Raw genomic sequence first — 285 nt, forward strand, 5'->3', positions numbered from 1 at the left:
TGGACCGGGTGCGACCAAGCCGTCGGCGATGGCGTAGAGCTCCAGCACCCGGGCGGTCTTGGCGTCGTAGTCCGGATCGGTGCTGGCCTTGAAGGTCTTTACCGCTTGAAAGCTGACGTCCTCGTCACGCAGCAGGGCACGCAGGCCCTCGTGGGAGATGTCGTCGACCACCCCCTCGGCGACCATGAAGTCGGCCAGCTTGGACAGGCTCCAGGTCGAGAACGGCAGGTCATGATCGGCCGGCCGGGACAGCGCGATCTGCTTGATCTTCGCCCGCTGCTTGAG

The 285-nt window shown here is 65.6% G+C and carries 1 pseudogene; it reads right to left on the reverse strand.

Annotation, left to right across the window (positions count from 1 at the left end):
• Positions 1 to 285, reverse strand: a pseudogene (locus tag ACK586_RS25660) (IS630 family transposase); the annotation flags it as partial.

The sequence above is a fragment of the Trujillonella humicola genome, assembly GCF_046233715.1.
Taxonomy (GTDB): Bacteria; Actinomycetota; Actinomycetes; order Mycobacteriales; family Geodermatophilaceae; genus Trujillonella; species Trujillonella humicola.